The sequence below is a fragment of the Mesorhizobium quangtriensis genome (genome assembly GCF_040081925.1).
Taxonomy (GTDB): Bacteria; Pseudomonadota; Alphaproteobacteria; order Rhizobiales; family Rhizobiaceae; genus Mesorhizobium_K; species Mesorhizobium_K quangtriensis.
In genome coordinates, this window is the sequence record NZ_JBEBMF010000005.1 from 264,379 (window position 1) to 290,467 (window position 26,089).

20 protein-coding genes are annotated in these 26,089 nt (G+C 62.3%); 13 read left to right on the forward strand and 7 right to left on the reverse strand.

Annotated features, from left to right (window positions below):
* Window positions 1–13: 13 nt before the first annotated feature.
* From ABMA32_RS23730 to ABMA32_RS23750, 5 genes are all read right to left on the reverse strand, one after another.
* Window positions 14–280, reverse strand: a complete 267-nt coding sequence (locus ABMA32_RS23730; protein ID WP_349016213.1) for a glutaredoxin family protein — start codon at window positions 278–280, stop codon at window positions 14–16.
* A gap of 61 nt (window positions 281–341) precedes the next feature.
* Complete coding sequence (locus ABMA32_RS23735) at window positions 342–2,870, reverse strand: heavy metal translocating P-type ATPase (protein WP_349016214.1); 2,529 nt, start codon at window positions 2,868–2,870, stop codon at window positions 342–344.
* 765 nt (window positions 2,871–3,635) lie between these two features.
* Window positions 3,636–6,005: a phosphoketolase family protein gene (locus ABMA32_RS23740; protein WP_349016215.1), complete on the reverse strand. Its 2,370-nt coding sequence runs from the start codon at window positions 6,003–6,005 to the stop codon at window positions 3,636–3,638.
* Window positions 6,002–7,210 (reverse strand): acetate/propionate family kinase, encoded by a 1,209-nt coding sequence (locus tag ABMA32_RS23745; RefSeq protein WP_349016216.1) that lies wholly within the window; start codon window positions 7,208–7,210, stop codon window positions 6,002–6,004. Before ABMA32_RS23745 ends, ABMA32_RS23740 begins: the two co-directional genes overlap by 4 nt.
* Before the next feature lie 2 nt (window positions 7,211–7,212).
* A complete protein-coding gene (locus ABMA32_RS23750; protein WP_349016217.1) occupies window positions 7,213–8,499 on the reverse strand; it encodes an ATP-grasp domain-containing protein in 1,287 nt (428 codons plus the stop codon).
* A gap of 259 nt (window positions 8,500–8,758) precedes the next feature.
* Here ABMA32_RS23750 and ABMA32_RS23755 point away from each other — a divergent pair, with 259 nt between their 5' ends.
* The 12 genes from ABMA32_RS23755 (at window position 8,759) to ABMA32_RS23810 (ending at window position 21,966) form a co-directional block, all read left to right on the forward strand.
* Window positions 8,759–9,169, forward strand: coding sequence for a hypothetical protein (locus ABMA32_RS23755; RefSeq protein ID WP_349016218.1), 411 nt, complete (start codon window positions 8,759–8,761; stop codon window positions 9,167–9,169).
* A 168-nt stretch (window positions 9,170–9,337) separates the two neighbouring features.
* Window positions 9,338–9,865 (forward strand): CopM family metallochaperone, encoded by a 528-nt coding sequence (gene copM / locus ABMA32_RS23760; RefSeq protein WP_349016219.1) that lies wholly within the window; start codon window positions 9,338–9,340, stop codon window positions 9,863–9,865.
* Between the two features lie 13 nt (window positions 9,866–9,878).
* A complete protein-coding gene (locus ABMA32_RS23765) occupies window positions 9,879–10,157 on the forward strand; it encodes a DUF5676 family membrane protein (protein WP_349016220.1) in 279 nt (92 codons plus the stop codon).
* Window positions 10,158–10,227: 70 nt separating this feature from the next.
* The gene (locus ABMA32_RS23770; RefSeq protein ID WP_349016221.1) at window positions 10,228–10,554 is read left to right on the forward strand and encodes a DUF2933 domain-containing protein; all 327 of its coding nucleotides are present in this window, start codon (window positions 10,228–10,230) and stop codon (window positions 10,552–10,554) included.
* 2 nt (window positions 10,555–10,556) lie between these two features.
* Window positions 10,557–11,225, forward strand: coding sequence for a methyltransferase family protein (locus ABMA32_RS23775; protein WP_349016296.1), 669 nt, complete (start codon window positions 10,557–10,559; stop codon window positions 11,223–11,225).
* 117 nt (window positions 11,226–11,342) lie between these two features.
* A complete protein-coding gene (locus ABMA32_RS23780; RefSeq protein WP_349016223.1) occupies window positions 11,343–12,770 on the forward strand; it encodes a multicopper oxidase family protein in 1,428 nt (475 codons plus the stop codon).
* A gap of 83 nt (window positions 12,771–12,853) precedes the next feature.
* Window positions 12,854–15,277 carry a heavy metal translocating P-type ATPase gene (locus ABMA32_RS23785; protein WP_349016225.1) on the forward strand — a complete coding sequence of 808 codons (2,424 nt, stop codon included), beginning with the start codon at window positions 12,854–12,856 and terminating at the stop codon, window positions 15,275–15,277.
* Window positions 15,274–16,545 carry an MFS transporter gene (locus ABMA32_RS23790; RefSeq protein WP_349016226.1) on the forward strand — a complete coding sequence of 424 codons (1,272 nt, stop codon included), beginning with the start codon at window positions 15,274–15,276 and terminating at the stop codon, window positions 16,543–16,545. The genes ABMA32_RS23785 and ABMA32_RS23790 overlap by 4 nt, the downstream gene beginning before the upstream one ends.
* Before the next feature lie 28 nt (window positions 16,546–16,573).
* Window positions 16,574–17,953: an MBL fold metallo-hydrolase RNA specificity domain-containing protein gene (locus ABMA32_RS23795; RefSeq protein WP_182573371.1), complete on the forward strand. Its 1,380-nt coding sequence runs from the start codon at window positions 16,574–16,576 to the stop codon at window positions 17,951–17,953.
* The gene (locus tag ABMA32_RS23800) at window positions 17,950–19,461 is read left to right on the forward strand and encodes a thymidine phosphorylase family protein (RefSeq protein WP_349016227.1); all 1,512 of its coding nucleotides are present in this window, start codon (window positions 17,950–17,952) and stop codon (window positions 19,459–19,461) included. The genes ABMA32_RS23795 and ABMA32_RS23800 overlap by 4 nt, the downstream gene beginning before the upstream one ends.
* Window positions 19,458–20,369 (forward strand): ribose-phosphate pyrophosphokinase, encoded by a 912-nt coding sequence (locus tag ABMA32_RS23805; protein ID WP_349016228.1) that lies wholly within the window; start codon window positions 19,458–19,460, stop codon window positions 20,367–20,369. Before ABMA32_RS23800 ends, ABMA32_RS23805 begins: the two co-directional genes overlap by 4 nt.
* Before the next feature lie 247 nt (window positions 20,370–20,616).
* Complete coding sequence (locus ABMA32_RS23810) at window positions 20,617–21,966, forward strand: APC family permease (RefSeq protein WP_349016229.1); 1,350 nt, start codon at window positions 20,617–20,619, stop codon at window positions 21,964–21,966.
* Between the two features lie 235 nt (window positions 21,967–22,201).
* On the opposite strand, the gene ABMA32_RS23815 is transcribed toward ABMA32_RS23810, so the two are convergent.
* Together ABMA32_RS23815 and ABMA32_RS23820 are read right to left on the reverse strand one after the other, a co-directional pair.
* A complete protein-coding gene (locus ABMA32_RS23815; RefSeq protein WP_349016230.1) occupies window positions 22,202–23,554 on the reverse strand; it encodes a glucoamylase family protein in 1,353 nt (450 codons plus the stop codon).
* Window positions 23,555–23,589: 35 nt separating this feature from the next.
* Window positions 23,590–24,252, reverse strand: coding sequence for a CBS domain-containing protein (locus tag ABMA32_RS23820; RefSeq protein ID WP_349016231.1), 663 nt, complete (start codon window positions 24,250–24,252; stop codon window positions 23,590–23,592).
* Between the two features lie 132 nt (window positions 24,253–24,384).
* On the opposite strand from ABMA32_RS23820, the gene cls reads away from it, so the two are divergent.
* Window positions 24,385–25,911, forward strand: a complete 1,527-nt coding sequence (gene cls, locus ABMA32_RS23825) for a cardiolipin synthase (protein ID WP_349016232.1) — start codon at window positions 24,385–24,387, stop codon at window positions 25,909–25,911.
* Window positions 25,912–26,089 lie beyond the last annotated feature (178 nt).

The following is a 26,089-nucleotide window of genomic DNA, read 5'->3' on the forward strand; positions in this document are numbered from 1 at the left end:
GAAGCATCTCCTCTTAGGCCGCCTGGACGAGGCCGAGGGCGGCCGCGATCCGGGGCTTCTGTTGCGGGAAGGTTCCGTAGAACACCTCTCCACCGACAATGGTGATCGGCGCCACGCGCACGCCGGTGCGGCGCTTGGCCTCCTCGGCGATCGCCGGGTCGCGTAGGTCGCGCTCGACGAAGGGAATGCCCTCGCTTTCGAGCCACGCCTTCAGCGCGCGGCAATCGGGGCAGGTGGGAGTCGAGAAAATCTCGATCCAGGGATGATGATGGCTGGACATGGCTTATGCCTTCGAAAAGTCGGATTGGGGATGAGGGAGCCGCCCGAAGGCGGCTCGTGATTCATTCGGCGGGCGCGAGCCGCGCTTGCCCAGCCGTGGTGACGCTTTCCCCGCGTCCGAGCGGCTGGCGGAACGCCTTGAGGCGCAGCGCGTTCGACAGAACGAAGATGCTGGAGAACGCCATCGCGCCCGCGGCGAGCATCGGCGACAACAGCCAGCCATAGGCCGGATAGAGCAGGCCGGCGGCGACGGGGATCAGCACCACGTTGTAGGCGAAGGCCCAGAACAGGTTCTGCTTGATGTTGCGGATCGTCGCCTTGGAGAGCGCGATGGCGTTCGCCACGCCGCGCAGGTCGCCCGACATCAGCACCACGTCGGCCGATTCGATGGCCACGTCGGTGCCGGTGCCGATGGCGATGCCGACATCGGCCTGGGCGAGCGCCGGCGCATCGTTGATGCCGTCACCGACAAAGGCAATCTTGCGGCCGTTGGCGGCGAGCCGCTTCACGGCGTCGACCTTGCCATCCGGCAACACCTCGGCGATCACCTCGTCGATGCCGAGTTTTCGGGCGATCGCCTCCGCGGTGCGGCGGTTGTCGCCGGTGATCATCGCCACCTTCAGTCCCAGCGCATGCAGCGCCTTGACCGCCTCCGGCGTGGTTTCCCGTATCGGATCGGAGACCGCGATGATTGCCGCCAGCCTGCCGTCGACAGCCGCATAAAGCGGCGACTTACCCTCCTCGCCCAACCGGCGCGCGGCATCGGCAAACACCGAAAGATCATGGCCGAGGCGCGTCATCAGGCGATCCGCGCCGACCTCGACCTTGCGGTCGCCGACCGTCGCTTGCACGCCATAGCCCGGTGTGGCATCAAAGCCGTGGGCGGCTTCGAGCGTCAGCCCCCGACGCCCGGCCGCCTCGACGATCGCTTCCCCGATGGGGTGCTCGGAACGAGTCTCGACTGCCGCGACCAAAGCCAGAACCTCGTTGCGGTCCATGCCTTCCACGGTCACCAGGTCGGTCAGCTCCGGCCGGCCGCGGGTCAGCGTGCCGGTCTTGTCGACGGCGATAACCTCGGCGTCGCGGAGCGTCTGGAGCGCGTCGCCCTTGCGGAATAGCACGCCTATCTCGGCGGCGCGGCCGGTGCCGACCATGATCGAGGTCGGCGTGGCGAGCCCCATGGCGCATGGGCAGGCAATGATCAGCACCGCCACCGCATTGACCAACGCAAAGGTCAGCGCCGGCTCCGGCCCGAACACGAGCCAGACGAGAAAGGTGAGCGCAGCCGCCGCGATCACGGCGGGTACGAACCACATCGTCACCTTGTCGACGAGGGCCTGGATCGGGAGCTTTGCGCCCTGCGCCTGCTCCACCATGCGGATGATCTGCGCCAGCACAGTGTCGGCCCCGACCTTGGTCGCCCGATAGGAAAAGCTGCCGGTCTTGTTGATGGTCGCGCCGACAACCTGTGCGCCCTCGCCCTTGGAGACGGGCACGGGCTCGCCGGTGATCATGGATTCATCGACGAAGGACGAACCCTCGACGACTTCGCCGTCCACCGGCACCTTCTCGCCCGGCCGGACCAGCACGATGTCGCCGACCCGCACCTCTTCGATCGCGAGTTCGAGGCTCTCGCCGTCGCGGACGATGCGGGCGGTCTTCGGCGCGAGCCCGACCAGCCGCTTGATGGCTTCGCTGGTGCGCCCCTTGGCCCTTGCCTCCAGATAACGGCCGAGCAGGATCAGCGTCACGATCACGGCCGCCGCTTCGTAATAGACATTGGCTGTGCCGGCCGGCAGAGTTTGCGGCGCAAAGGTCGCCACCACCGAATAGCCCCAGGCTGCGATCGTGCCGAGCGCGACAAGCGAGTTCATATCGGGCGCGAAACGGAACAGCGCCGGAACGCCTTTTTGGTAGAAGCGCAGGCCTGGCCCGAACAGCACCAGCGATGCGAGCGCGAACTGGACGAACCAGCTCTCTTGCATCCCAATTCTGTTCATAACGAAATCGTGAATGGCGGGCACGAAATGTGAGCCCATTTCGAGGACGACGATCGGCAGCGTCAGCGCCGCCGCCAGAGCGAGGCTGCGTTGCAGCCGCGTCATTTCGGCCGCGCGGGCTTCCTGTTCTTGATTCCCGGTCTCGGCCGATGCGGCGCGCGCTTCATAGCCGGCGGCGCGAATGGCGCCGATCAGGTCGCCGATATCGACGATGCCGCGCAGATAGCGGACAGCGGCGCGTTCCGTGGCGAGGTTGACCGACGCTTCGGCCACTCCCGGAACTGCCCGCAGCGCCTTCTCGATGCGGCCGACGCAGGAGGCGCAGGTCATGCCTTCGACGGCAAGTTCGATAGTGTCCTCCGGCACGGAATAGCCGGCGTCCGCGATGGCCTGCACAACAGCGCCGACATCCGGCGCTCCCGAAAAACTGACCTCGGCGCGCTCGGTGGCGAGGTTGACGGATGCCTTGGACACATCCGGCAATTTGGCGATTGCGCGCTCCACCCGGCCAACACAGGAGGCGCAGGTCATGCCCTCGATGGAAAACTGGCGAATGGTCCCGCCGGCGGCGGAAGGTGAAGAATTATTCATGATGCAACTCCCGGTAAACGGTGAGGCGAGGAGGTTTGCACCTTCCCAGGGCTGGAAGGTCAAGGCTTATTTTGTGTTCTCGGCGTTTTTTTCAGGGGAAGTTGTTCGCCTGAGCCGAAGCCTTCGCAGTCGCGCCATTACGGCGGCCCCCCGTCCGAAGCCTTGAGTTGCAGCTTAGCGAAATCGGCCCGAGGCTGCGATTTTGGCCAACTCAAAGAACGTTTAGTGGACCCGAAAGTGCCGCATACTCCGTGATTTCGCGACCCTGTGTCGGATTGTCGAAGAAGAAAAACATGCGACACAAAACGGTCAGGACGGCATTGGTCAAAACCTGACGCTCGGTACCCGATGCGGAATACCTCTTCCGACCTCTTGCGGAAGTTCGTTCGCCCCTGCCGAAATTCACACCCATGACCCTTCTGAGACATTCCTTACGTGAACCTGCGATGTTTGGGTGGACCATTTCGACAGGGGACGCCGCCCCAGGAGCCGATCACGCAATGTATGCGAACTGCTCGATCGGCGGTGCTTACGGGCACAGGCCGAGGCGCGCATGGATGTCCTTCAGTTCATCGAGGGCTTTTCGATCCTCGCGCCAACAGCCGGCGCAGGGCTGCCTATCGCCGATCGCAAGTGCTGTGAAGGCATTTCAGACCTACCACGTAAACGCACATATCAAGGCGTAATTGAGCGCGCTTGGGAGATTTTTTGGCGAGATCCGAAGCTTCGTAGAGAGGGCTTGATAGATTAGCGGCAGAGAGAGCCTCATTCCGTCGCCGCGCTCCATTTCCAGTTGCGAATTTCAGGCATGTCTTCGCCATGCTGCCTGATGTAACTGAAATGCTCGGCCAGCTTATCGCGCATGACCTTGCCGAAATGCCCGGCGCTCGCGCCAAGGCGTGGGACGCGGGCAACGGCATCCGCCGCCAGGTGAAACCTGTCGATCTCGTTCAATACCGCCATGTCGAACGGCGTCGTGGTCGTGCCCTCTTCCTTGTAGCCGTGGACATGAAAATTCTGATGATTGGCGCGTCGGTAGGTCAGCCGATGGATCAGCGTCGGATAGCCGTGATAGGCAAAGATCACCGGCCTTTCCGTGGTGAACATCGCGTCGAAGTCGCCGTCGCTCAGGCCATGCGGATGTTGGCTGGGCGGTTGAAGCGACATCAGGTCGACGACGTTCACGACGCGGACCTTGAGATCAGGAACATGGCGCCGAAGCAGGTCAGCCGCTGCCAACGTCTCGAGCGTTGGCACATCGCCGGCGCAGGCCAGCACAACATCGGCCTCGCCATGGCCGTCATTGCTTGCCCATTTCCATACGCCGGCGCCTTTGGCGCAGTGTCCCGCCGCGGCGGCGACATCCAGCCACTGCAATGCCGGCGCCTTGCCCGCAACGATGACGTTGACGTAGTCGCGGCTGCGCAGGCAGTGGTCGGTGACCGAGAGCAGCGTGTTGGCGTCGGGCGGCAGATAGACCCGGATCGTGTCGGCCTTCTTGTTGGCGACATGATCGATGAAGCCGGGATCCTGGTGGCTGAAGCCATTGTGATCCTGCTGCCAGACATGCGACGTGAGCAGGTAGGTCAGCGAGGCGATCGGCTTGCGCCAGGGGACCTCGCGCGACACCTTCAGCCATTTGGCATGCTGGTTGAACATCGAATCGACGATGTGGATGAAGGCTTCATAGCAGGAGAAAAATCCATGCCGTCCGGTGAGCAGATAGCCCTCCAGCCAGCCCTGGCAGAGATGCTCGCTTAGGACTTCCATGACGCGGCCGTCAGGAGTGAGTTGCGTATCGCCCTCGACGATCTCGCCGGTGAAGGCGCGGCTGGTGACCTCGAACAGGGCCGATAGCCGGTTGGATTCCGTTTCGTCGGGTCCGAACACGCGGAAATTGCGTTCCGCCATGTTGAGCTTCATGACATCGCGCAGAAAGGTCCCCGCAACACGGGTAGCTTGGCCGACGACCGTGCCGGGAACAGGCACGTCGACCGCATAGTCGCGGAAATCTGGCAGTTGCAGATCGCGCAGGAGCAGTCCCCCATTGGCATGCGGGTTCGCACCCATGCGGCGATCGCCTTGGGGCGCGAGTTCCCTCAACTCGGCCAGCAGCCTACCCGTCTCGTCGAACAGCTCTTCTGGCCGGTAGCTGCGCAGCCAGTCTTCCAGCACGGCAAGGTGACCGGGATCGCCGGCCAGACCGGAAAGCGGTACCTGGTGCGAGCGCCATGAGCCTTCGGTCTTCTTGCCGTCGACCTGCTTGGGGCCGGTCCATCCTTTCGGTGTGCGCAGCACGATCATCGGCCAGGCGGGCCGCGTGCTAAAACCATTGGTCCGCGCGTCGGACTGAATCTGGCGGATTTCCGCGACAATCTGGTCGAGCGTTGCAGCGATGACCTGATGAAGCAGGTCCGGGTCGTCACCTTCGACGAAATACGGCTTGTATCCATAGCCACGAAACAGCGCCTCGAGTTCCTCATGGCTGATCCGGGCAAGGATTGTCGGGCTGGCGATCTTGTAGCCGTTGAGGTGGAGGATCGGCAGAACCGCGCCGTCGCGCGCCGGATTGAGGAACTTGTTCGAGTGCCAGCTGGCAGCAAGCGGCGCGGTTTCGGCTTCGCCGTCGCCCACTACGCAGGCGACCAGAAGGTCCGGATTGTCGAAGACGGCGCCATAGGCATGCATCAGCGAATAGCCGAGTTCGCCGCCCTCGTTGATCGAACCCGGGATCTCCGCCGCGACATGGCTCGAAATGCCGCCAGGAAATGAAAACTGGGTGAACAGTTTTTTCAGCCCGTCTTCGTCCTGGGAAATATCTGGATAGAATTCGCTGTACGTACCTTCAAGATAGGTGTTGGCCACCAGGCCAGGACCGCCGTGTCCGGGTCCCGCGACATAAATCATGTCGAGATCAAACTGTTTTATGATCCGGTTGAGATGGACGTAAATGAAGTTCAGCCCCGGCGTCGTCCCCCAATGGCCAAGCAGCCGCGGCTTCACGTGCTTCAAATGCAGCGGCTCCTTGAGCAGCGGGTTGTCGAAAAGGTAGATCTGGCCGACGGACAGAAAGTTGGCAGCCCGCCAGTAGGCGTGCATCTTCCGGAGGAGGTCTGGCGAGAGCGGCTCGTTCATGTGCGAAGTTCCTTGTGAGAAGCGTGGTCCAGGACGCGGCCGACCGCCTTGGCGATCATCAATTCTTCATCCGTCGCGATCACGCGGACGCTGACGTAGTCCGCATCCATGGAAATGACCGGCTCGTTGTTATCGTTCCGCCTCGCGTCGAGATGAATGCCGAGGAAATCGAGATCGGTACAAATGCGCGCCCGGACAACCGGGGAATTCTCGCCGATGCCGCCGGTGAAGACCAGCGTATCGAGCCCGCCAAGCGCTGCAGCCAGCGCGCCGATGCTCTTCCTGATCTGATAGCAGAACAGATCGACGGCTTCGGATGCGCGAACGTCGTCCGCTTCGCGATCCAGCAGATCGCGCAGATCCGAACTGGTTTCCGAAACGCCGAGCAATCCGGACTCGTGATTGACCATGCGGTGGAATCGCTCGACCGTCATGCCCTCTGTGCGGACCAAAAACATAAGCAGCCCCGGATCGAGATCGCCGGCCCGTGTGCCCATGGGCACGCCGGCGGCGGGCGTGAATCCCATGGTTGTGTCGATGCCATTGCCGTTCCGAACCGCCGACAGGCTGACGCCATTGCCGAGGTGAGCCAGGATCAAGCGGCCCGAGGCTGCCTCTTCGCCCGCGACGCGCGTCAGTTCCTCGACGAGATATTCATAGGAAAGGCCGTGGAAACCAAGGCGCTCGACGCCCAACGCCCCGTAGCGCCGGGGAATCGGCAGGATTTTCGCCACCCGCGGCATGTTTTGGTGAAAGGCGGTGTCGAAGCAGGCGACCTGCGCCAACGTCGGGGCGCGAGCGCTGAACAGTTCGATCAGCGCTATCTCGGACGGCAGGTGCTCGGGCGCATAGGCGCTGATGCGCCGCAATTCGTCCATCAATTCGTTTGTCACGGGTTGCGGCTCCTTGTAGCGTGCACCGCCGTTGACGACACGATGGCCGATCGCCTTCAACGAAGCCAGCCCGATGCGCCGGTCGAGCCAATCGAGAAGGAAGCTCGCGGCCGCCCGATGATCCATCTCGCCGATCGGCTGGCTCTCCTTCTCGCCGCCGGCCAAATCCGTGAAGCTGAGCGTCGTCTCCCGCCCGCCGATCCGATCTATCTTGCCGTGCAGCCGCCGGATGGTGGCCGCGCCATTCTCGAACATGGCGAACTTGATGCTCGACGAGCCGCCATTGATCGTCAGCACCCATGGTTCGGGCATGCTCAGATTACCAACACGGGGGCAAAGCCGCCACCCGGCGTCCGGAAATTCGTGGTCTGGCCCTGATAGAGACGCGCGGCTGCCAAGAGGATCCGGCCATCATAAGTGTATAGCCGCACGTCCATCTTGCGCAGTGCGGGTGCGCCATCGATCTCGATCATGCGCTGCCCGGGTGCGGCGAAAGCTTGGGCCACGAAGCCACCCCGGGCGATCTCGGTCCATACCCCTTTCGTTATCTTGTCGCCGCGGTAGACCGCCTTGCTGCCATGGCCGGAGAGCGGCTTGAAGAACATGTCCTTGCGGGATTGCCAGAGCGTGTCCGCATTGTCGGGCGTGACCAGAACGGTTCGTGGAACACCGGCAAGCCGCAAGCGCATGTCTGCAGAAAAGTCGAAGGCTTCCAGCGCCGCCGGATCGGACAGAAGCGTCAGATTGCGCTTGGCCGCAAAAAGCGCATGGTTGTGCGGATTGGGCGTGACCACCACCGCGCCGTCGCGATACGCCGCTCTAAGCACCGCATGCTCCGGGCGATCCAGCGCGAAATCGACTAGGCGATTATACACGAGGTCGATCTCTTGGCCGGCGAGCCGGAGCCTGCCGCCTTCATAGTGCAACTCGCTTGCGTCGCCAATCTCAGCATCGATGCCGTGCTTCAGCAACAACTGCCGGGCAAGAATAAATTCCGGATAGAGGTACTGCTCCTCCGGCTGGTCATCAATGATCGCGATTCGTCGCGGCGCACCGGCGCCGCGCTGGCGCCGCCATTCGCTCTTAAACATCGCGACAACGCTGGTTTCGAAATCATCGTCTCTGGCGCCGATCAGACCTTGCTCGACCTCCCCGCAGCAGGCCGTCTGGGCCTTGGCCAGCAAGGCATTGAGGAACGCCCCGCCAGCGTTGGTGTTCACTTCGATCAGCTTGGGGCCGTCGTCACCGAGGTGAAAATCGTAACCCATCAGCGCGCCGGACGGGCCGAAATCCTGCTGCGCGATTTCGGGGGCCCAAGAGAGGACTGCGTCGCGGTAGGCCGGCAATTTCGTCGCCGCCTCGATCGCATCGACGATCCCGCGCATCTCTTCGATGACGGATTTGGAGAGGAACACTGGAACATTGGAAAACAGATGCGGCCGGGAGTTGTTGAAAGCCTCGTAGAAGCCCGCATCGCCGGCCTCGTGATCCAACGCCGACTGCAGCGCTGCGCGGTCGAGCGTAATGCAGAAGCAATTCCGGTTGAGCCGCTCTGTCGCGGAACGGCCGACCTCTGCCAGAGCGGGATCCTTGACGTTCATGTACTGTCCTTGCCTTTTGTTGGCCGCGTTCCTAGAGGAGGTGGCAGCTTGCAGCATCGACCAGATTGCTGTCGAGACTGCGCGCATCCAGCCGCATGAAACTCGTGATCCATTTTTTTAGGGCTTCCACGACATCAGACCGACAAGCGAGACGTCCCATCAGCGTCTAAAGGATTGCCTAGCCACGTACGGCGCTCAATTTATTCTGACTTTGATTTGCATCAAAGCTGTGATCGTGATTGGCTCTAGACTTCAAGAAATGAAGCTCATGCTGAACCACTTCCGCGTCCTGTTCGTCGCGATCATCCTGATCGCCGGCAGCGCGATGGTGAGCAGTGCACCGGTTCTTGCCGGGGAAACCTGGGATACCGCTGTCGAATTCGGCGTTGCCGGTGACAGTACGGCTCTCCCCGCCAACGGTTTAGACCCAGTGACAAGTCACACTGCGGCAACAGCCCAGGACAGCCACCACAACGGTTGCCGGCAGGACTGCAGCACGAATTGCATGTCCTCGACCGGATCGGGTTGTTGCGGAGCCGCCGTTCCCTTGACAAGTGGGTGCGAGACTCTCGATCGAGCCTCAATCGCTGCATACGGCTTGGATGCCGGGTTCGTGGGAACAGGCATCAATCCCGAGGCTCTCCTGCAACCTCCCCGTTTCTTCGCCTGACACCGCGATCCCGCGCCCCCGCGGGTACCTGAGGCTGTTCACCTGCAGCGCTCATCGACCCGCTGTCCCGCGAGCAATCCCGAAATCCAACTGTACCGACGATCCTGGCTGCCTTCGCACCCAATGGGAGTTCGCCCGTCCAGTCACTTCAACGACAAGGAAACAGCTATGAAAGCCCACATTCGATTGATCACTCTTGCCGCATTCGCAATCGCGTCCGGCGCGGCGTTCGCTCAGACAGATGAGCACCACCCAGACGCCGACGCGCCCAAAGCTCCGCTGGCGGCGCCGGCCCAGGAATCAACCCCGGGCAGCATGCCGGAGCAATGCACGGAGATGATGTCGATGATGCAGACCATGATGCCGATGATGCAGAAGATGATGCCGATGATGCAGGGCGGCATGATGCAGGGCATGCCGATGGACACTGCCAACATGTCCGATGCCACAAAGGCATATACGGAGGCCATGAAGAAAATGGACGGCCCGATGATGCAGGGCGTCCAGGCCGCCGACCCCGATGTCGCTTTTGTCCAGGCGATGATCCCGCACCATGAGGGCGCTATCGACATGGCCCGAGCCGTTTTGCAGTTCGGCCAGGATGATGAGGTCAAGGCTTGGGCAAATCAGATGATCACCGCCCAGGAAACCGAAACCGCCAAAATGCAGGAATGGCTCAAGCAGCGCGCCAAATAGGTGGAGAAGCCCAATGAACAGACTTAGCACTCTGTCGGTCGGCATCGCGCTGGGCTTAACGCTCGCTCTTCTGAGCATGCTGTGTGCTCTGACTTTTGCGCTCTGGCCGGACGCAACACTCGACTTCTTCGGCGCTTTCTCCCACGGGCTCGACTTCGGCACAATTAAATCCGCCGCGCCGATCAGCCCCGGTCGGGCTCTCTACGGCATTGTCGGTCTTGGAATCGTCGGCCTCGTCGCGGGTGTCGTCTACGCTTCGATCTACAATGTCGCCGCCACCGGGCGGCGGTAGAGGTGGCCCCTATGCAGAAGCAGGCCATCACAAAACTCTCCTCAAATCACCAGTGGAAGGAGCCCACCCCATGAATCCGCAGGCACAACATCCAGCCAGTCACCCGGCCGGGCATGAGCCGGAACCCGAGTTCGAGCCAAGGCCGAGCGGGTTTTGGACTTCGAAGGCGGGGCTCGTCACGATTGGCTTCCTGCTGATCGCCGCCTTTTTCCTTCTCTCCGAGCACCGGGCGCATGCGCTCGGTGTCCTTCCCATCCTGCTGCTGGCCGCCTGTCCTCTGCTTCACATGTTCATGCACAGCGGCCATCAGGGGCATGGCAGTCACGGGAGGCATACCCAGCACAAGGAAATTGAGCCGGGCGCGCAGAATGGTTCGAAGCTTGGAAAAGGAGCATGACCATGGTCGAGCAATCCTCCGCTTATGGCCTCTGGGGTCTGGTCATCATCAATTCGGCGGTTTTTATCCTCTTCGCCTTCAGCTTTTTCAAGCCGCGGACGGCCCGCGACTGGCGCTCCTTCGGCGCATTCAGCGCCTTCCTGGTGGCACTGTTTGCTGAGATGTATGGGTTCCCGCTGACGATCTATCTGCTCTCGGGTTGGCTTCAATCGCGGTTCCCGGCCATTGACTGGTTTTCGCATGATGCCGGCCATCTCCTGGAGATGATGTTCGGCTGGCGGCTGAACCCGCATTTCGGTCCATTCCACGTCCTCAGCTTCATCCTGATTGGCGGCGGCTTCGTGCTGATCTCGGCTGCCTGGCGCGTGCTCTATGAGGCGCAGCAGCAAAGCCGCCTCGCAGCGGGAGGCCCGTATGCGTATGTCCGCCATCCGCAATATGTCGGTTTTGTGCTCGTCCTGGCGGGCTTCCTCGTCCAGTGGCCGACCCTACTGACGCTGGCGATGTTCCCCATTCTTGTCGGCATGTACGTGCGGCTTTCCTTCACGGAGGAGCGTGAAGCGAGAAAGGAATTTGGCGAAGCATACGACCGCTATGCGGGCCACGTGCCCGCCTTCTTCCCGGATTTGAAGCGGCTGTTCGGCGCCACCGAAAAGCCCCGCACGCGATGAATTCCCACTCCACTTGCACCCCAGGCTGGACGCCTCGGGGCGGCGGATTGGAGCCATTTGTCCCAAATGAGCCCCCTCAATTCCGAGATTTCGAACTCAAAACCGATGGAAACGACCATGAAACGCCGAGAATTCCTTAAAGCCGCAATCGCCGGCGCCGCAGCTTTCGCGGTACCGCCAACTTTGCTCACAGCGGCCGTCGCCGGTCAGCCGGCCGGCCAGACGCTGCTTAGCATTGTCCGTCGCACGATCGAGGTGAACGGCAAGGCTGCCAGCGTCTTCGGCCTCCAGCAGGCAGACGGCTCGCAGGGCCTCCGTTTGCGGGCTGGGGATGCCTTCAATGTCTTGCTCCGTAACGAGACTGCCGAGTCGACCATCATCCACTGGCACGGCCTGACGCCGCCATGGCAAAGCGACGGCGTCGGCGAGGCACCGCTGCCTCTCATCGCCGCCGGAGCCGATCGCGCTTTCGACTTTGCGGTCGGCAAGGCGGGCACCCATTGGATGCATGCCCACACGCTACAGGAGCAGGCGCTTCTCGCCGCGCCGCTGATCGTCGCCGATCCAAACGACGATAAAAGAGACGAGCAGGAGATTGTCATTCTCCTTCACGACTTCTCGTTTTCGTCGCCGGAGGAACTGCTGGCCGGTCTGACAGGCGGTGAGGCTACGCCGATGCAACATGGCGGCATGGCCATGTCCGGGGCGGGTGCCGGCACCATGGCGGGAATGAACCACGGCGGCATGGCTATGGATCTCAATGACATCGAATATGATGCCTATCTGGCCAACGACCGGACTCTGGACGATCCGGAGATCGTGCCGGTCGAACCAGGCGGACGCGTGCGGGTGCGGATCATCAACGGCGCGACCGCGACCGCGTTCACGATCGATTTCGGCGAACTTGAAGGAGAACTGATCGCGGTCGACGGTCAGGACGTCGAGCCGGTCAAGGGCAGCCGCTTCCCGATGACGATGGGACAGCGCATCGACGTCCGCGTGCAACTGCCGCGCGAAGCCCGTTCATTTCCGATCCTGGCGCTGCGCGAGGGGAGCAAGGAGCGGACCGGCGTCATCCTGCGCCCGGCAGGGGCGGCGGTGGCCAAGATCGCGACGTCCGGAGATGGCGACGCCCCGGTTCTCGATCTGGCGCTCGAGGCGCAGCTGCGGGCTGTTGCGCCACTTGTATCGCGCCAGGCGGAAAAGACGTTCGACATGGCGCTCACCGGCGACATGGCGGCCTACCGCTGGGGCCTGCAGACGAGCCCGCCGCTCGTCGTAGATCCGGGCGACCGCGTGGAAGTGACGCTGCGCAACACCAGCATGATGGCGCATCCGATGCACCTGCACGGCCATCATTTCCAGGTCGTCGCGATTGATGGACTGCGCTTTGCGGGAGCGGTGAGGGATACGGTCCTGCTACCTCCCAATCGCTCGGTGACGATCGCCGTCGATGCCGACAATCCCGGCCAGTGGGCCTTCCACTGCCACCATCTCTACCACATGGCGACCGGGATGATGTCGACCTTCGCCTATCGAACCTAAGACATCTGCGGGCCGCAGTGATTGTCCGCGGCCTGCACAACCAAACCGCAGCCATCTTGCTGCTAAAAAAATAGGATCTGACCATGAAGAAGGCGACCCTGGAAGTACGCGACCTTGTCGGCATAATGGATTTCGCGGCAGTCGAAAAACGTCTCGCCGCTTTGCCCGGCGTTGCTAGCGTCGCCATGAATGCTGGCTCGACCAGCGCCACCGTCGAATTCGACGAGGCGCTGACGAATCCCCAGACTCTGGCGCGCGAGATCGAAACCTGCGGCTTTCATTGCCGGGGCGAGACCGTGCCACGGCACCTCTGCGTGCCGGGCGGCACAACCGTCCCGCCGGGGCATGCCCCGGCGCCTTCGGAACATATGCATAGACACGGGGAGCACAACGCCGCTGCCGATGCGGCGCCAAGCAAGCAAGAAGGAATGGCCGCAGCCAAGGTGCCGCATGACGCCATGGCCCATGAGATGGGACACGGCGGCGGGATGGACATGCAGGACATGGTCCGCGACATGCGTAATCGCTTCCTCGTCAGCCTGGTGTTCACGCTGCCCATCTTTGCCATGGAGCCAATGGGCATGGGGGAGCCATGGCTCCTCCCTCCTTTCGGGCTCAGCGAAAACGTCGCGATGTTCTTCCTTGCGAGCGCCGCGATCCTCTATCCGGTCTGGCCGTTCGTCGTCGCCGCCTGGCGCGCCCTGAGAAACGGCGTGCTTAACATGGCGGTGCTGGTGGTGCTGAGCGTCGGCACCGGCTACCTCTTCAGTATCGGCGCGACATTCTTCTTCGAAGGCGAGCAGTTCTATGAAGCCGCGAGCGTGCTGCTCGTCTTCATCCTGCTCGGCCATTGGCTGGAGATGCGCGCGCGGGCTGGCGCGTCCGCCGCCATCCGGGCGCTGCTCAACCTCGCACCGCCCAAGGCCAACGTCTTCCGCGATGGCAAGGAAGTCGAAGTCGCGACCGCCGACGTCGTGCTCGGCGACATCGTCGTCCTGCGGCCAGGCAACAAGCTTCCTGTCGACGGCGAAGTGACCGAGGGCGAGTCGACCATCGACGAATCGATGCTCACCGGCGAATCCATGCCAGTCACCAAGAAAGTCGGCGATGCCGTCATCGGCGCCACAATCAACAAGAGCGGCACGTTGCGCTATCGCTCGACAAAAGTGGGCGCGGACACGGCCTTGGCCCAGATCGTCAAGCTGGTCCAGGAAGCGCAGAATTCCAAGGCGCCGGCGCAACTGCTTGCCGACCGCGCCTCGCAATGGCTGGTGCTGGCTGCGATCGTCATTGGCCTCGTGACCTTTGCCGTCTGGTTCTGGTGGATTGGCGAGCCGCTGCTCTTTGCGATGACCCTGACCATCACGGTTTTCGTCATCGCCTGTCCCGATGCTTTGGGCCTCGCCACGCCGATGGCGGTGATGGTCGGTACCGGTCTCGGAGCAGCCAACGGTATCCTGTTCAAGAATGCGTCCGCTCTCGAGGACGCGACAAAACTGAATGTGATCGTCTTCGACAAGACCGGCACGCTGACCATGGGTCAGCCCAAGGTCGTCGAAACCGTTGCCGCGCCCAATGTTTCGTCCGACGAGGTTTTGCAAATCGCGGCTGCGGTGGATCAGGGATCGGATCACCCGCTGGCCGTCGCCATCGTCGAGCGGGCCAAGGACCTGAAGCTTCCCAAGGTTTCGGGCTTTCTGAACATCGAAGGCAAGGGCGCCAGCGCCGCTATCGGTGGAGATCAGGTGTTCCTCGGCAACCGGCGTCTCATGGACGAGCAGAAGATCGACCTCTTGGCGCTCGGCGAGAAGGCTGAAGCGCTCAAGGGCGAAGGCCGCACCGTCATTCATGTGGCACGATCGGGAAAACTTCTTGGACTGATCGCCATCGCCGATGCGCCGCGCCCGACCGCCATCGCGACCATCAAGAAGCTCCACGAGCAGGGCGTCCGCGTCGCCATGCTCACCGGCGACAATGCCGGCACCGCCAAGCGTATCGCCGGCATTCTCGGCATCGACATCGTCTTGGCCGATGTTCTGCCCGGCCAGAAAGCTGAAAAGATCAAGGAGTTGCAGGGACAGGGCCTCAAGGTCGGCATGGTCGGCGACGGTGTCAACGACGCGCCAGCCCTGACGCAGGCCGATGTCGGCTTCGCGATCGGTGCAGGCACCGACGTAGCGATCGAAAGCGCCGATATCGTGCTGATGAAGAGCGATCCCTATGACGTCGTCGGGGCGATGACCTTGTCACGGGCCACCCTTCGCAAGATGCATCAGAACCTGTGGTGGGCGGTCGGCTATAATGTCATCGCCTTCCCGCTCGCGGCCGGCGTGTTATATCCCTTCCTTTTAAGCCCCGAGATCGCCGCGCTGGCAATGTCGGGCAGCTCGGCGCTGGTCGCCGTTAATGCGCTTCTGCTCAAGCGAACCAGGCTCGAAGGCATCCGGCCGGCCGCATCGGCTGCCGCAAGCGCCGCTCATGAGCAGCCGACCGGCGCCCCGGCATGAGCGGGACCGCAAAACCTCCCGTGCCTTTGTCGTCGAGGGTTCTGGGCGCACTTCTGGCTTCGTCCTTCATCGTCGCGCTCGGCTATGGGATCGTCCTGCCGGTCCTGCCGACAATGGTCGAACGGCTCGCAGGCTCCGCAGATCCGACATTCGCTGCACGGCACATTGGCTTTCTGACTGCTGCCTATGTCGCCGCTCCGCTGGCTGTCGCGTTCCTCTGGGGACGGGTGTCGGATTTGATCGGGCGTCGACCCGTCCTTGTCGTTGGCCTGATCGGCTTCGCCGTCACCTTGGCGGCTTCGGCGCTCGCGCCGAACTTGCTGCTTCTTTATGTCGGACGAATCCTGAACGGCGGCTTCGCCGCCGCCGTAGTTCCCACAGCCCTTGCGTTCATTGCCGACACGGAAGGTGACGATGACCGGCGGGCCAGAACCTTTGGTTGGGTCAGCATGGCATCGATTGCAGGCTTCCTGCTCGGTCCCATGCTCGGTGGCCTCGCTGCCGGATGGGCTTTTGACTCGGGTAAGGCGGTGCCCCTCTTGCAGGCCGCCCCTTTTCTTCTTGCATCGGGCCTCGCCTTGGCCGCGGCCGGCGGCGTGAGGTTGATCCTGCCTGGAGGCCGAGTGACCGGCCAGCCGGTAGACACGAAGAACCGCAAAACGTCGACTTTCGTGCCCGGGGAGATACGGCTGCTCGCCCTTGCCTCTGTAGCCGCGGCGGGACTTGGCGCATTCGAGGTCGGGCTCACGCTACGCAACGATGAGCTCGCAATGAGTCCCGCCGAACTGGGCTTTACGTTCGCGACCTGCAGCGTGGTGATGTTTGCGGTGCAGGGGCTTGTCTTTTCGCCACTCGTCAAGCCGGCGGCGACAAAGGTGCTCGTTGCACCCGCCTTCCTGGTGATGGCGATCGGTCTGGCGGTAATTCCATCAATCACCGCCTTCAGCGAGATGCTGTTCGCTGTGTCCGTCGTCGCGGCCTCCGCCGGGGTGATCAGTCCGCTGCTCGCCTTCTGGGTGTCGCGGATCACCGCGCGAAGTCAGGGCGTCGAACTCGGCATTCAGGCGGCAGCAGTGAGCCTTGGGCTGTCGGTGGGCTCCGCGGGCGCTGGTCTGCTGTTCGGCTTCAACGGCCTGCAAGGGGCAGGCTTCCTTACCGCAGCCCTGGTGATGGCACTCGCTGCGACGGCAAGCCTGAAGCTGCCGCGTCTAATTGCCCCTGCAACGGCTGATCCTCGTACCGTTCCCGCCGGGAGGATCCCGGAATGATCATTTTGCCAACTGTTCGGAGAGCCCCATGAATTCCCCAGCTTCGCTTCAATTTCTCGGCGCCGCGGGAACCGTGACCGGATCGCGGTACCTGCTCGAAACGAATGGGCGCCGCGTCCTCATCGATTGCGGCCTCTTCCAGGGTTACAAGCAGCTGCGCGATCGCAATCGCGCGGCGTTCCCGGTGCCGCCTGAAACGATCGACACGGTGCTGCTGACACACGCGCATCTGGATCATTCCGGCTACATTCCCGCGCTCGTGCGCAATGGCTTTCGCGGCAAGGTGATATGCACTCCCGCCACCGCGGAACTGTGCTCGCTTTTGCTTCCGGACAGCGGCCACCTTCAGGAAGAGGAAGCACGATTTGCCAAGAAGCGGGGCTATTCCAAGCATGCCGACCCTCAGCCGCTTTACACTCTCGAAGATGCCAAGGCCTCACTCGAACACATCGCGACCCAGGACTTCGACAAGGAATTTGAAGTCGGGCGCGGCATTCGCGCCCGCTTCCTTCACGCGGGGCATCTGCTTGGCGCCGCACAGATCAGAGTCGACATCGCCGGAACGACTGTGCATTTCAGCGGCGACATCGGACGCGCGCAAGACCCGCTGATGCGGCCACCACTACCGCTGGCTGAGGCGGACATACTGGTTTGCGAGTCCACCTACGGCAACCGCAAACACCGACGGATCGACGCGGAAGCGGAGCTTGCCCCGGTGATCCGGCGTGTCGCCGGTCGAGGCGGCGTGATCGTCATTCCGGCTTTCGCAGTGGGCCGCGCACAGGGCATTATGCTGCAAATTGCACGGCTTCGACAGCGCGATGAGATTCCGGCCGTACCCGTTTTCCTCAACAGCCCGATGGCAATCAACGCCACGGATATCTATCACCGCTTTCATGACGAGCACCACGTCAGCGTGGAAGAGTGCCGCGCAATGTACTCGATCGCGACGCTGGTGCGATCGGTCGAGGAATCGAAGGCGCTGAACCTCAGGCGGGGGCCGATGATCATCGTTTCGGCAAGCGGCATGCTCACGGGCGGGCGCGTGCTGCACCATCTTCAAGCCTTCGGATCAGATGCACGCAATGCGATCCTGCTCTCCGGCTTCCAGGCTGGCGGCACGCGAGGTGCTGCCCTGGCGGCCGGCGCCGACCACCTGCGGATGTTTGGACAAGACGTGCCTATCCGCGCGGAAGTCGTTCAGCTAGAGAGCTTTTCCGGTCACGCGGATGCAGACGAGATTCTCGACTGGATGCGGAATGCCCGCCGCGCGCCGGCAATGACCTACCTCACGCATGGAGAACTGGATTCCGCCGATACGCTGCGCGGGCGCATCAATCGCGAACTCAAATGGCAAGCGCGTGTCCCGGAACACCTCGAGCGGATCGATCTGGAGCAGCCGGCATGAGTGACGCCCATAGCCGGCTACGCCTCGTCCGAGCCGGCATCGACACATACCAGCAACCGGTCGTCTATATGCATCGCGATTGCCACGTCTGCCGGTCCGAAGGCTTCATGGCGCTCACCCGGGTTCTGGCGCGTAGCGGCGATCGCGAACTGGTTGCCACACTCAACGTCGTTGTCGACAATCGCCTCGATCTGGACGTCGCTGCCTTGTCCGAAGCCGCCTGGGCATTGCTCCAGCCAAGCCCCGATGCATGGGCCCTCTTCAGTCACCCCGAACCGCCCGCGTCGGCGCCGGCTTTGCGGGCGAAGGTCTTCGGCCAGCGGCTCGGCGAGACGGATTTCCTCGCCATCATGCGCGACACCGTCAACAACCGTTTGTCAGACATCGAACTGACCGCGTTCGTCACGGCATGTGCCGGCGAGCGGCTCGATAATGAGGAGACGATTGCACTGACGAAGGCAATGCTCGCGGTTGGAGAGCGTATCGATTGGGGCAGCGGCGCGGTGCTGGACAAACATTGTGTCGGCGGCCTTCCGGGGAATCGCACCACGCCCATCGTCGTTGCAATCGTTGCCGCCGCCGGCCACCGGATTCCAAAAACGTCCTCACGTGCCATCACATCTCCTGCCGGCACCGCCGACGCGATGGAGGTGATGGCGCCGGTAGCGCTCGATCTCGATGCCATGCGAAACGTGGTCGAGCGCGAAGGGGGTTGCATCGTCTGGGGCGGAAACGTCCGGCTCAGCCCAGCCGACGACATACTGATCCGCATCGAGCGTCCACTCGACTTCGACAGCGACGGACAACTCGTCGCTAGCGTGCTTTCGAAGAAGGCCGCCGCCGGCTCAACCCACGTGCTTATCGACATTCCCGTCGGGCCGACCGCCAAGGTGCGTTCCGTCGCGGCGGCAGCTTCTCTTGAAGCACGCCTGCGTGCGACGGCACAGGCGCTCGGACTTAACCTCTCTGTGCTGCGAACCGATGGAAGCCAACCTGTTGGCTACGGCATCGGTCCGGCTCTCGAGGCGCGAGACGTGCTGAGCGTGCTGCGCAATGACGTTGACGCCCCCCGGGATCTCCGAAGCCGTGCGCTCGACCTTGCCGCCGCCTTGCTCGATGCCGCACCCGGAGCCGTCCCCGGCAAAGGGCGGACCATTGCTCGCACTCTGCTCGACGGCGGCGGTGCGCTCACAAAGTTTCTCGCGATCTGCGAGGCGCAGGGCGGCTTTACCGAGCCGGGCGCGGCCCCTCACGCCAAGCCGGTTCTCGCCAACCGAACCGGCCAGATCCAGGCAATCGACAACCGCCGGCTAGCAAAAGTCGCCAAGCTCGCCGGCGCTCCAGGCAGCGCCACCGCGGGAGTAGATTCCCGTCTTCGCATCGGCGACAGTGTCCAGTCGGGCCAATCGTTGTTCGAGGTCCACGCGCAGACACGCGGGGAACTTGAATACGCATTGGCGTATGCCGCGGCTCATCCGGACATTTTTGGTGTCGGAGCCAGCGAATGACCCGCGTGCTGCTTCCTTTCCCGCTGCAGCGCTCTTTGGCGGACGCAATGGCCTCTCTATTGGGCGCGCGAAATGGACGGCTCGACTGGCGTCATTTTCCCGATGGCGAATCCCTTGTCACAATCGAGGAAGACCTGGACGGCATTGATGTCGCTCTCGTCGCCAGCTTGCGCAATCCCGACGAACTTGCACTTCCGCTACGGTTCGCCGCGGCCACAGCGCGCGAGTTCGGCGCCCGCTCCGTGGGACTGATCGCGCCCTATCTGGCTTACATGCGCCAGGATAAGCGGTTCAATGGCGGCGAAGCCGTCAGCGCGCCATTGTTCGCGCGATTCCTCGAAGAGAGTTTCGATTGGCTAGTGACAGCGGATCCGCATCTGCACAGGAATCCAGAACTTTCCGGGCTGTACTGCATCCCGGTGCGTCGAGTGGCTACAGCTCCGCTTGTCGCCGACTGGATCCGAGACAATGTCGCCAACGCAATCCTTGTCGGTCCGGACAGCGAAAGCGGCCAATGGGTATCAGACATCGCGAACCGCGCCGGGGTTCCGTATCAGGTCTTGACGAAAACCCGCCGAGGCGACCGTGACGTCGAGGTGAGCCTTCCTTCGATCGATGCGGCTCGCGGGCGAACCCCCGTCATTATTGACGACATCGCCTCGTCCGGGCGGACTGCAATCGAGACCCTTGGTCACCTGAGGCGGTTGGGCCTTCCTCCGGCCGTATGCGTCGTCATCCACCCCATATTCGCCCAGGACGCCTACGAGCAACTGCTCGCGGCCGGGCCTGCCCGGGTCGTAAGCACGGACTCAATTCCCCATCCATCAAACGCGATTTCCGTAGCCGGACTTCTGGCCCAGGCCAGCATCGAAATGTTCGAGGACGCTTCGCCGAAGGAAAGATTGTGACCACCATTGTCGCGGATCCGCACGTCCAGATGTATCGACGTAGTCAGGTCGCGATGCTCATCGCGCTCTGGGGGCAGTGGCGCTCCATGATCACAACGTGCGAGGATACGCCTGTATTATCTCGTGGCCCCACATGCGGAGAATGAGATGGCGAATACAACTGACGCGAGGGCGAGCCATGACCAAAGCCGGGTTTTGATCGTGGGAATTGTCAGACCGGGCGTTCGTCTGGGTCAACAGTAATCACATGGACGCTACGCCAGACAGAACGTCAGAATACCGGGCTGACAGCCTTTCGCTGAATGGCGCTGTCGCTATGGGGACCGGCGTGATGATCGGCGCGGGAATCTTCGCGCTGACTGGCCAGATCGCCGAGCTCGCCGGGCCGCTGTTTCCGCTCGCCTTCATCGCGGGGGCCGTTATCACGAGTTTCAGCGCCTATGGCTATGTCCGCATGTCCAACGCTTGGCCGTCCTCAGGCGGGATCGCCATGATCCTGCAGAAGTGCTACGGGCCGGGAGCGGTCGCCGCCGGCGCGGCGCTGCTGATGGCGCTCAGCATGGTCATCGCCGAAAGCCTCGTGGCGCGCACATTCGCGACCTACGTGCTGCGGCCTTTCGAGATAACGGGCGGGCCGCTCGTACCGATCCTCGCCGTCGCGGTGATTCTGTTCGCGTTTCTCGTCAACATTGCAGGCAACCGGTCTGTGGGGCTGTTCTCGCTGGTCATGGCCACGCTCAAGATCGGCGGCATCGCGTCGTTCGGGATTGCGGCCCTGTGGGCGAGCGGCTTTTCATTCGCCACTCCCTCGGAAAGCGGGCGGGATTTCACCGCGATGGGCTTCATGGCGTCGGTGGCGCTGGCCATACTCGCCTTCAAGGGCTTCACCACGATTACCAACAGCGGCGCCGAAATCACCGAGCCGAACCGCAACGTGGGCCGAGCGATCATAATCTCGATCGCGTTGTGCGTCGGTGTCTATCTCCTTGTTGCCTTCGGCGTCGGATCGAGCCTCACCATCGACCGGATTATCGCCGCGCGCGACTACTCGCTGGCCGAGGCCGCAGAGCCCGCGCTTGGCCGAGCGGGGTTTCTCTTGACCGTGCTTCTCGCGGCGGTAGCCACCGCTTCGGGGGTGCTGGCAAGTGTCTTCGCCGTGTCGCGGATGTTGGCGATGCTGACCGACATGAAGATGATCCCGCACAGCCATTTCGGCATGTCCGGTCCGATCCAGCGCCACACGCTGATCTACACCGTCGTCATTGCCTCGACGCTTGCAGTGTTCTTCGACCTCGGCCGCATCGCGTCGTTGGGAGCGTTCTTCTATCTGTTCATGGACATGATCATCCAGTGGGGCGTGTTCCGTTTCCGTCGGCAAGAGATCGGCGCGGCGGGCGCTGTCCTGCTCGCAGCGATCGCCTTCGACGCCGTGGTGCTCGCAGCCTTCACTGCGATGAAGCTGCAAAGCGATCCCGCCATCGTCCTCTACGCCGCGTTCGCGATCGGCGCAGTGTTTGGCTTCCAGCGGGTCTACCTCGGTCGATGGACCGAAGCTGGTGAAACTGGCCATGCGGCGCACGAGAACGGCGAGAGATGACCTCTCACTCTGCAGGTTCACCATGGACGACCCGGCCGACCGCAGCGGGCGGGAACTCTGTCCGGCGCAGGCAATAGATTGGCTGCGCCTGCGCAAGCTCGGCACCGCTCCCCCATTCTGATGGCCACAGTCGGATATGTCCAGTCGGCCTTGCCCTAGATTGGGTCGTGCTGCACCCAAGCGATAGGGTCAAGGACGGTTGACCGTGGCCGAGCGCGATGGCAACGGGTTGCATTCAAAACGGTGGGCTCGATACCTGCGGGAAGTCTGTCAACCAGCCGCCATCGAACCCCGCCCTTTGCAGGCCTCTGCGGATGTGCGGGCACGTGCGCATCAACCGCCACAACAAGCCGCTGTGCTCGTTCTCTATCATCAGGACGACAGGGCCTTCGTTCAGGCCGAAGTGCCAAGGCGAAACCCACCACCCAAAAGCGTTTCCCGGCGATCCCGGGTGCGTCGGATTGAAGGCTGCCTTGAAGCCATAGGCGTTGGCCGCCTTGAGCTTGGCCTGATGGATGCAAAAAGCGATCGCCGGTTGGACGATTTCCGGAGCGAACGGCAAAGAGGCTACGATGGCCCAGGGGGCCAGCGTGCCGTCGTCGGGACCATACGGGACGCCGCGCCCGACATAGTCCTCAAACCGGCGTTCGATACCGTTCAGCTTGAGTGTGGAGGGACCCGGTCCCTCGCTCGCGGTAAGGCCCCAGCAATGTTCGCCATAGCCGTCGAAACCACGGGGGTTTTCGATAGCGTAGCTTTGCTGGACGTAGGTGGCGCGCCGGCTGTTTTCGAAATAGTCGCTTCCCTTGCTGCGCATGAAGGGATCCTGGAGACCGCGAAAGTCGATCCACACATGCGAGAGCTGATGGATGAACAGCGGTCCCGCATAGAGGTAGTCGTAGCCGTAGCAGTGCTCCCAGCGGAAGGTGGCCGTCCAGGCCGCGTAGCTGGTCGGGGGTAGAGGATGCGTCGGCGAGCCGAGCCCCAGGACATAGAGCAAAAGCGCCTCATCATATCCTTCCCAGCGGTACTTCAGGAATCCGTGCTCAGGTGTCCATCCGTGGCTGACGGTCTCTCCCCCATCCTGCGCCCAGCGCCAATCGGCTCGACGATAGAGCGCATCGGCCAGTGTGCGGATCTCGACCTCGTCCCGCGTGTTCGCACCGAAAAACGCCGCCGCGGCCAGCGCGCCGGCCAACAAAAAGGTGCTGTCGATGGTCGACAGCTCGCACTGCCAGGCTCGCCGGCCGGTCTGCATATCCAGGAAGTGATAGTAAAAACCGCGATATCCCGTGGCGTCCGGTTCCGGCCCATGCGGGCTGTTCCAGAAGAAGCGCAGCGTTGCCAAAGTGCGTTTCGTGGCCGCGCTCCGGCTCATGAATCCGCGTTCGACGCCCACCGGATAGCACGCCAGCGCAAGGCCGGTGGCGGCGATGCTTGCGGGCCAGTTTGCTTCCGTCTTGTCGAGGATCAGGCCGTTGGCAGGGTTCGCCTTATGAATAAAGTAGTCGAATGTCTCTCGCTGCAACGTCTCAAGGTCATCTTGTATCGCAGAGTTGCTCACGATGTCACTTGGCAGGATTTTCATGTGATGCTCGCCTAGGATCGAATGGTGTTTGGAGCTTAGGCAAGAGACAGGCGGTCGAAGACACCTTTGACTCCCCTTACGCCCTCGGCAACCACGCGGACGGCATCTCGCTCACTCTGCGAGGAGACCGCGCCCGATACATGCACCAGGCCATCGGCGACGGTAAGGTCCAGCTCATCTACGTTGATGCCTGCGTCTTCTCGCAGTCGTGTAAGGATGCTGCGCCGGATCGCGTCATCACCGGGCGCCGTCGCATCGGATCTGGCTGTGATGAGAACCCGCAGGAGTTCGGCTCGGCTTACGATGCCAACCAAGTGCTCTCCTCTCATTACCGGTATGCGCTTGATGCCGCGCTCCACCATAAGCGCAGCGATTCGAGGGAGCGGCGTTTCCTCGTCGACCTTGATTGGATCTGAGGTCATTACATCCGCTACTTTCCAGCTGTGGCTTTTCACGTAAGCGCCAGCGTTGCTCTCCTCAGTGCTGGACTGCCGGTCGACCGGCGCCAGCGCCTGGACACCGAGTTCCGACCTACGCATTAGATCGCCCTCGGTCAGGATGCCGACCACGCGGCCATCATCGTCAATCACGGGCAGGCCGCTGATGCGGTGGTCCAGCACTATCCGCGCTACATGCCTGACACTGTGCTCAGGTGAAACGCTGACTACGTTCGCGGTCATGACGTCTTTTGCCTGCATCTGCCTGATCCTTAAGCGTATGGAATTTGCTCTCGGCGTTGCGTGACCGACGTTACCACCCCGCCGTTCAAGCCGCGCCCCAGATAATAGGTTGCGAATATCGCAGATTAGCTCGGGATCGCGGAAGGTTTCTTGATACACGTCAAGGAAACGCAGCTGATTTACCAGCAGCTAGGGCGATTGCGGCTGAGAGAGAGCAAAGAAAGCAGCAGGACAACGGCGATGGTGTTCATTGGGGGCGAAGCTTGGGCGATCGCCTATCTGGCGGCTGAGTGGTCAATCCGCCTCGTGATGATTGTGGTCGTGCCCCTGCGGCGTTCTCCCGAGGCCTCGCGAAGTTGGCTTCTGCTGGTATTTTTCTTGCCGATTCCGGCGCTTGTTATCTACCTTCTTATTGGAAGACCGAGTTACCCGCGCTGGCGGCGCCAGCGCTTCGTCAGATTGCCGGCCATCCTCGCCGCCGCGTCCAGGGAGATTGCCCATTCCCGTTTCTGCCGCCGTCCCGACCTGCCGGCCACCCTGGCCGGGCCAGCTCTCCTGATCGAAAAGCTCGGGCAATTCCCGGCACTCGCCGGAAACGACGTCAAGCTTCTCTCCGATTATGATGACGTGATCGACCGAATCGTCGCCGACATCGACCAGGCACAACAAACAGTCCATCTTCTATTCTACATCTTTGCCGACGACGAGACCGGCCGGCGCGTAATCGACGCTCTGGACCGGGCCGCGCGACGAGGCGTCAAGTGCCGGGTTCTGATCGATGCCATCGGGTCGAGGCAGTGGGCGCTAGGGGTGTCGAAGTTGCTCGCCCCGGCCGGCGTGGAGGTTCGGCTCGCCCTTCGGGTCGGAGTTTTCCGGCGCAGGTCGGCACGCGCCGATCTGCGCAATCACCGGAAGATCGCCATCATCGACAGCCTTGTCGGCTATGTTGGCTCGCAGAACATCACCAATGCCGTATCTCGCCGGAACATCGCCAATGAAGAACTGGTCGCGCAAGTGGTCGGTCCGATCACGACGGAACTCCAAGCTGTTTTTATCGCCGACTGGTTCATGGAAACCGACGAGGAACTGGCCATGCCCGCCTTGTTTCCGCACCATCATCCCGACGCCGGGGTCGTTGCACAGGTTCTGCCAAGCGGCCCCGATTACCCCGATGCCGGCATTGGACACCTCATGGCCGCGCTGGTTCACGGCGCGCGCGAACGTGTCGTCGTCACGACCCCCTACTTCGTCCCCGACGAGGCATTCTTGCAGGCGCTAAAGACCGCGGTGTTGCGGGGAGTCGAAGTCCACCTGGTGGTTTCTTACCTGACGGATCACGTTTTAGTGAAGTTCGCGCAGCGATCCTATTACTCCGAACTACTCCTGGCCGGTATCCACGTGCACCTCTACAAGGGCGGCTTCTTGCATGCCAAGCATGTCACATTTGATGACGAGATCGCACTGCTGGGCTCCAGCAATGTCGACATCCGCTCCTTTGTCCTGAACGCTGAAATAAGCTTTGTCGCTTTTGACCGTGGCGTCACGGCTCAACTGCAACGTGAACAAATCCGCTGCTTTGGCGCCAGCGAGACGCTCACTTTCGACGCTTGGGAAAAGCGCATGATCGCCCACAAGATCTGCGAGAACTTGGCGCGGCTGGCGGGTCCTCTTCTGTAAAACCGAGTTGGGGTTGACCGCTGCGTTTTTCCGTAACCGGTTGCGTCGTGCTGCAACCCTGCTTTTTTTCGGGATTCGGTTCTCTCTTTGACCTTGGACAAACTGGACCATTGGCCTTCGTCTATGATGGCAACTTACAACTTGCACATCCCGAGGACGGAATCAGGTGAGATCGGGT